Source organism: Lactobacillus delbrueckii subsp. delbrueckii DSM 20074 = JCM 1012 (genome assembly GCF_001433875.1).
Classification (GTDB): Bacteria; Bacillota; Bacilli; order Lactobacillales; family Lactobacillaceae; genus Lactobacillus; species Lactobacillus delbrueckii.
In genome coordinates this window covers 1-6423 of record NZ_AZCR01000073.1, presented here as the reverse complement: position 1 = coordinate 6423, position 6423 = coordinate 1, and the positions used below count along the sequence as shown (strand labels likewise).

At 49.8% G+C, this 6423-nt stretch carries 7 protein-coding genes and 1 pseudogene; 2 read left to right on the top strand and 6 right to left on the bottom strand.

Going from position 1 to position 6423, the window contains the following annotated elements:
• The first annotated feature begins 271 nt into the window (after positions 1-271).
• The gene (locus FD23_RS07910; protein ID WP_025896346.1) at positions 272-757 is read left to right on the top strand and encodes a sigma-70 family RNA polymerase sigma factor; all 486 of its coding nucleotides are present in this window, start codon (positions 272-274) and stop codon (positions 755-757) included.
• 50 nt (positions 758-807) lie between these two features.
• Here FD23_RS07910 and FD23_RS07905 read toward each other — a convergent pair whose 3' ends face one another.
• Together FD23_RS07905 and FD23_RS07900 are read right to left on the bottom strand one after the other, a co-directional pair.
• Positions 808-1590 carry a hypothetical protein gene (locus FD23_RS07905; protein WP_002880600.1) on the bottom strand — a complete coding sequence of 261 codons (783 nt, stop codon included), beginning with the start codon at positions 1588-1590 and terminating at the stop codon, positions 808-810.
• A complete protein-coding gene (locus FD23_RS07900; RefSeq protein WP_025896345.1) occupies positions 1587-2351 on the bottom strand; it encodes a hypothetical protein in 765 nt (254 codons plus the stop codon). The genes FD23_RS07905 and FD23_RS07900 overlap by 4 nt, the downstream gene beginning before the upstream one ends.
• Positions 2352-2650: 299 nt before the next feature.
• Between FD23_RS07900 and FD23_RS10760 the strand changes: the two genes are divergently transcribed.
• Positions 2651-3325, top strand: coding sequence for a hypothetical protein (locus FD23_RS10760; protein WP_230844769.1), 675 nt, complete (start codon positions 2651-2653; stop codon positions 3323-3325).
• A 225-nt stretch (positions 3326-3550) separates the two neighbouring features.
• Here the strand turns inward: FD23_RS10760 and FD23_RS07885 are convergent, their stop codons facing one another.
• The 4 genes and pseudogenes from FD23_RS07885 to FD23_RS07875 all read right to left on the bottom strand — a co-directional run bounded on the left by FD23_RS07885 (position 3551) and on the right by FD23_RS07875 (position 6072).
• The gene (locus tag FD23_RS07885; protein WP_003616351.1) at positions 3551-4426 is read right to left on the bottom strand and encodes an ROK family protein; all 876 of its coding nucleotides are present in this window, start codon (positions 4424-4426) and stop codon (positions 3551-3553) included.
• Positions 4427-4465: 39 nt separating this feature from the next.
• Positions 4466-5428 carry a mannose-6-phosphate isomerase, class I gene (manA, locus tag FD23_RS07880; RefSeq protein WP_052933505.1) on the bottom strand — a complete coding sequence of 321 codons (963 nt, stop codon included), beginning with the start codon at positions 5426-5428 and terminating at the stop codon, positions 4466-4468.
• A 127-nt stretch (positions 5429-5555) separates the two neighbouring features.
• Positions 5556-5690 (bottom strand): annotated as a pseudogene (locus tag FD23_RS09460) (family 1 glycosylhydrolase); the annotation flags it as partial.
• A gap of 19 nt (positions 5691-5709) precedes the next feature.
• Positions 5710-6072, bottom strand: coding sequence for a hypothetical protein (locus tag FD23_RS07875; protein WP_025896344.1), 363 nt, complete (start codon positions 6070-6072; stop codon positions 5710-5712).
• Positions 6073-6423: the final 351 nt, after the last annotated feature.

The following is a 6423-nucleotide window of genomic DNA, read 5'->3' as shown; positions in this document are numbered from 1 at the left end:
TGACCGCATTTACCGGCGTAGATAGTCAAAATCTACCAGATGTTATGGTAAGTGTTCAATTTATTCTTGCAATTGGCGAAACTTTTATTTTTTACCTTGATTGACTCCCTAAATCTGCCCTTAAACAGCCGTTCTTACATTTTCTTCAAAGTGTAAAGGGCGGAAAATCGGGCTTGCTGCCTCCTTGCTCCTGGTCAGCACTCCTTTGGCAAAGCCATTAAGCTAATACTTGCAAGGCGCTGAGCAAGAAAAAATTAAGGAGTGCGAAAAAATGAACATGCAAATCAATCAAGCAATGGACCAAGCCTGGGAAAGGCGGAAATTAGTCGCCGGAGCCTTGAAAACGGCCCATGTCTACCGGAAGTGTGCCGATTACGAGGACCTTTTTCAAGAAGGCCTGATCGTCTACGCCCAATGCCTGCAAGAAATGGCCGACCAGCCGCAAGAAGAAGCTGACAAGCTGGCCTTCCGCAAGGTCTACTGGCGGATCCTTGACCTGCTCCGGCAGAAAAAGCGGCAAAGAGACCACGACGAACCACTGCTGGCTGCCGCCTTTGTTGGTCAGGCAGACCAGCACAATCTGCTTCTTAAGGAAGCCTGGAAGAAGCTGTCGACTAGCGAGAAGCTGCTTTTAGGCCAGAATCTTCTGGCTGGCCGCAGCCTCAAGGAAACGGCCGACTTAATGAATATTCCCTACCGGACGGCCAGCCGGATTAAGAAGCAGGCCCTGGAGAAACTCCGCCGGCAGTTAGCCTGAATTATTATAAAGAAACAAAGCAAAGCCCCCGCGACCGCGGGGGCTTTTTGTTATATTCTGAATAAGAGCTTTTTCTCAGCCTGCTTCAAGGCATAGTCTAAATCATCTGGTAAAAGAGGCAGGCCGAGTTCATCCAGCAGGATCTGCTTTAAGACTGCCTTCTCCTCTGCCTTGATCTCAGCCAAAAGCTGCCTTAAAGAGGGGATCCGGCCAGCCAGGTCGGCCTCAACCGCCTGCTGGTAGCTGGGTCCATAGAGCAGGTTCCAGTCACCCTGTCTGCAAACCGGGCAGCCTACCTGCCCAGCCAGGCCATGAAAAAGGCTGCAGTAAAGGGCGTTGTGCTCAACCGCTTCTTTCACTTGCCGGCTGGCATTGGCATAGCCGCGCTTCACCTGAAAGAAATAGCAGTTGACCCCGGCCAAGTCGGTCATGAGCAGTCCTCCCTGGCAGGCTTCCATCCCCCGCATCCGCTGCAGGGCCACCAGGTCCACCAGGCCGGCGTGGAAGGATTCCGGGGAAAAAATTGCCCCATGCCCCGCCGAAATCACGTGCTGCTCCCGGATCCCCAGGAGCTTGTAGAGCTTGTCCTGCAAGGGGTAGCCGCCGGGCAGGTCCTCGTTGACGAAGTGGGCCAGCAGGGTCTTGGTCGTGGCTCTTAAGACGATCTCCCCCTGCTTCCGGTCGACTAGCAAGGTCCGGTAAGAAGCAGCTGGCCCCAGGTCATAAGCCAGAATAAAGTCCGGTCCCAGCCGGTACTTGTCCAGCTTTTTGGCCTTGATTTTTCCTTCGGCTAATCCTGCCTGGTAATACTCCCGGCTGTAGACCGTCATCATTTGAAGGCCTCGTGGCAGACTAAATTCCGCCTTAGGATCGTCTTTAAATGAAGCGCGGCCAAATTTTTCGATCTTGCTTCTGGCTCTTTATCCTTGAGCAGGTAGCGCAGGACATAGTAGATCCGGGGATCTCTTTTCCCGCTAGAGATTTGAAACCCCGCCAGTTCCACGCCTGGTCCGTAGTGTTTGCCGAAATATTTCTCTTCATACAAGGGACCGAAGAGGTCAAGCCAGCTTCTAAGTTCTTCCCCATCCACTTCTTCTCCCTGCAACAAGGCGGAAAAATCTGCCGGCTGTCCTTTAAGCCCGGCAAGGTCGTTGATATGGACCAGTTCTACCGGGAAAGTATTGGTCAAAAAGCAGGCGTTGTTGCGGAAATAGACTCGCGGCCCGTGAAAAAGGACGTATTTCTTAGCCTCTTCAGTCTGCAGGAGAGCCAGCTGGTCAGCCGTCAAGTCCCGGACCCGTTTCCTTTTCTTGGCAAAAAGCTGCAGGAGCAGCCAGGCCAGCCGGTCAGCATCAGAAGCCAGCTCCGGCTCAGTCAGCAAGACCCGTTTGACTTCTTCCTGGAAATTCTTTCGCAATTCATCCAGGGCCTGGCGGATTAAAGGGACGTCAGCTGGCTTGATCACATTCTTTCTTTGCTTGTCCAAGAGCAAATCGCTCAAACAGATTCTCTTGCTCTCCAGCTCCCGGCCCAAACTGGCTGACCAGACCCGGCCTGCCAGCAGGCGCTTAAGTACCGCTTCAACTTCTTCCATTTTGCCTTTCCCTGTATTCAAAACAACCTACTTAACTGTGGATAACCCTTATATTATGAAGAATTGAGGTCATCCATTCCAAGTTAAAAATATAACATACTCCCGCGTTAATTAAAAGCGCTAACATCTAAATTTTTAATCAATCCCTTTTAATCCGCTAAGCCCTATTGTTACGGCAAACGAGTTATTATATTAATTAAGGAACATGTCGTATTTTATAGGGAGAAAGCCATGCAACTTACTAGAGCATTTGCCTACGCTGTCTCAGAGTATTTTGTGTAATTATAATATTATTGTTGTTGCGTTCATCACTGCAGATCAAGCGCCACAACCGTCAGCACAACGTCAGTTTGATCGTCCAGGCCACCTACCTCTTTTTAGACGGGACCCGGACTCTTATGATGAACCGCATCCTGCCTAGCAATGAAGCTCTGGTCAATTTCGCCAGTCTTTGTTTGGCGATCACTCTGAACATCCTCAGCTATACTACCTTGATGTTCGTTGCCTGCAAGATCGAGCTGCTCCTGGCTGAAGACAAGCGGCAGAACCGGATTGTTCTGGGCCTGCAGATCGCGATCTCTATGCGAGGGGATCGAGAACCGGAGCCAGTCAGACTTCCTCAAGGAGATCGGCTGCCAGTACCAGCAGGGCTACCTCTTCGCGGCTTCCGTGCAGCCGATGAATTGCGGCAGTTCCTGGGCAAAGCCGGCGACCAGCTGGAAGATATCAGCTTAAGTGACTACTACTGCCAGATCGACAGAGTCAACGTTTTGTCCAACCCGACCCACAGCCAGGCGGAACAGAATTCCAGCCTGGGTGAAAATATCGACGTGCCGATGGCTATCGTTGAAAACGATGTAGATAACATAAGCTATTTTTACTTCAATCACGCTCTTAAGCGCGTCTTGAAGGCAACCAGCAGTCGCTGGCTGAGAAGATTGCTCAGACACCAGCCGTGGATAAACTTCTGTTAGAGCAGATGGACCGATGCCAGGGGAAGGACCGGGCAATTTCGGCCATTTATGACGCCGGCGTCCTGGAATTCAAGATCAGAATGCGCTGACTGGCCAGTCAGAAAAAGAGCTCATTCGTGTATATCGTTACGTCGGAACATTATCAAGAATAAAACCCATAGCAAAACCAGCTCAAGCTGTCGCTTGAGCTGGTTTTTTAGTACTATTATCTTGTTTTTCTGCTTTTTACTTAAGCAAGTCCTTGGCCATTTCAAAGCAGCCCAAGGTAGCTGAACCGTTGTTAGCCACGATTGGCCGCACGATCAGTTCATCCAGGTCTGGCAGAGCAACGTAGTCGTTGTTCATTTCCGCGAAGTACTTTCTGACCGTTGCCATGTCACCTTCGTTCAAGACTGACCCGCCGACAACCATGACGTCTGGCCGGATGGTCAGGTAGATGTTGTAGAGCATCTCAGCCACGTAATAGGAAATCAAGTCAAAGACTGGGTGGCTGCGGTCCAGGTCTTCACCAGGAATCCCGGTTCTGCCCTTGAGCGTTGGACCAGCAGTCAGGCCTTCCCCACAGGCATCGTGGTGGAAAGGACAACCGCCTTCATACTTGTCGTCCGCCCGCTTAGGAATGCGCATGTGGCCCATTTCTGAGTGGTTGGTGTAACCGATGAAGTGGCCTTGCTGGATGGCACCAGCCCCAACGCCAGTCCCGATGGTGATGTAAAGGTAGGTCTTTTCATTATCCCGGCCGCGGGCAATGTATTCCCCGTAGCAGGAAGCGTTGACGTCAGTCGTCAAAACGGCTGGCACGCCCAGTTCTTTTTCAAAGTAGCCCTTCAGTTCAGTATTTGACCAGCCAGCCTTTGGAGTCTTGGAAATGTAGCCAAAAGTTGCTGACTTCGGGTCGATGTCGATCGGGCCAAAAGAGCCGATCCCGATGGCCTTGACTGGGTTCTCCTTGAAGAAGTCCCGGCAGGCTGCCAGGGTTTCCGCCGGAGTCGTGGTTGGCACCCGCTTGGTTGCAGTGGTTTCCCCAGTCTCAACGTTTTGCACGCCCAAGATAAACTTGGTGCCGCCGGCTTCAATACTGCCTACAAAAGTATCTGTCATGTTCTCACCTATGCTTCTGTTAACTCTCAATTTTGTCTTTTAAGCTTCATCGCCCGGTTTGGAAGCGATGATCGTAGCTTGACCATCTAAAGTATAACAGGAAATCGTTGATGGCAAAATCAGATGATCACCTTTTTTCAGCGGATAAGTCTGCCCGTCGACCGTCAAGTCGCAAGATCCATCCAAGACTGACAGCAAGCGGTACTTGCCATCCTTGATCTCAAAGTCACCCTTGCCGCGAACGTCCAGCTTGAAGACGCCGAAGTATTCCGCCATCACGAACTGGGTCACGTGAACGTCGCCAACATCCCATTCTTCATGGTTGAGCTTTGGCATTTCAAACGGCACTTGCACCGTGTCGATTGACTGCTGCAAGTGGAGCTGGCGCAGCTTGCCGGTCTTCTTGTCTACCCGGTCAAAGTCGTACATCCGGTAGGTGGTGTCGCTGGACTGCTGGGTTTCCAAAACCATGATGCCGCTGCCGACAGCGTGCACCATGCCATGTGGCACGTAGAAGAAGTCCCCTTCATGCACCGGGACGGTCCGCAAAAGCTTCTTCCATTCCCCGTTTTTCATCATTTCAGCGAATTCTTCCCGGGTCTGGGCATTGTGGCCGTAGTAGAGCTTGGCGCCTGGCTTGGCCTTAATCACGTACCAGGATTCAGTCTTGCCCAGCTCCCCTTCGTGAATTCTGGCGTATTCATTGTCCGGGTGCACTTGGACGGACAGGTCCTGGTTGGCATCCAAAATCTTGGTCAAAAGCGGGAAGACGTCCCCCTTGGCATTGCCGAAAAGTTCCCGGTGCTGGTCCCAGAGCTCGTTTAGCTTCATCCCCTTGTAAGGGCCGTTCTTGATAGTTGCCGGGCCATGCGGGTGGGCGGAAATTGCCCAAGCTTCACCGGTGTGGTCGCTGGGAATCTGGTAGCCAAATTCGTCTTTTAAGCCAGTGCCGCCCCAGATTTTTTCATGAAAAACTGGTTCCAAAAATAATGGTTCTGCCATTTGCATTTAGTCTCCTTTGCACCTTCGATTGTGTTTCCGCTTACTTATTTACTCCATTAACATCATAAGCTATTTTGCGGTCGGATTGGGAAAAAACAGCGAAAGTTCTTGCAAAAAACAACAAAAATCAATCCGCGTCCAGCTCATTGCTGTCGCTCAGCTTCCGGTACCAGTAGGCTGACTTCTTCAAGGTCTTCTTCTGGGTGTGAATGTCGTCGCGGATCAGCCCGTAGCGGTTCCGGTAGGCATTCATCCAGGACCATTTTGAGTGTCCCATCAGATTAATTAGCATTATGTAAAATATCCCGAATTTTAACTTTTTCATCAGGGGTAGCATTCTTATATCTGTATTTCAGGTCATTAAGACTTTGTGCTCTCGCTATGGAAGCTGCCCAACCTCTCGCATCATGTAATCTGCGATACGAATTCAAACTCTTTTGGATGGCCTGACTATTAAGATGTTGCAGCTTTTCAGTTGCTAATTGTTTAATAGTTTCATTTCCTGTATTTTTCTGTATTAATTTTAAATCCGCTTCAGAAATGTCGGGGTTTTTAATAAGCTGTTGCAGTTTTTCAGGTGCTAATTGTTTAATGTATTGTTTTAAAGCCTCTGATTGTAGTTGATCATATAGTATACTTTCCATCTTTTTCTCCTGTTTAACGTCACTGGGACTTTGTCACAAAAAAACCGTGTTCGATATACGAACACGGTTAAGTGACGTATATCCATTTACAGTGGAGCACCTTACCGGTCGGCAGGTTGCTGCTAGGTCAAAGTGTGTAACCACTCACTAGCTCTTGATATAACACGTGATTTAATTGTTAGTTTAACTTTATAATAATTATTTGCTAATGTCAAGGCATTTCTTAAGTATCCAAGCAAAAAAAAGAGCCAGACTTCCGTCTGACTCTTGATTCGCGCGGCAGCTTCCTATCCTCGCAGGCAGTTTCCCACCAACTACTTTCGGCGTTAAGAAGCTTAACTACTGTGTTCG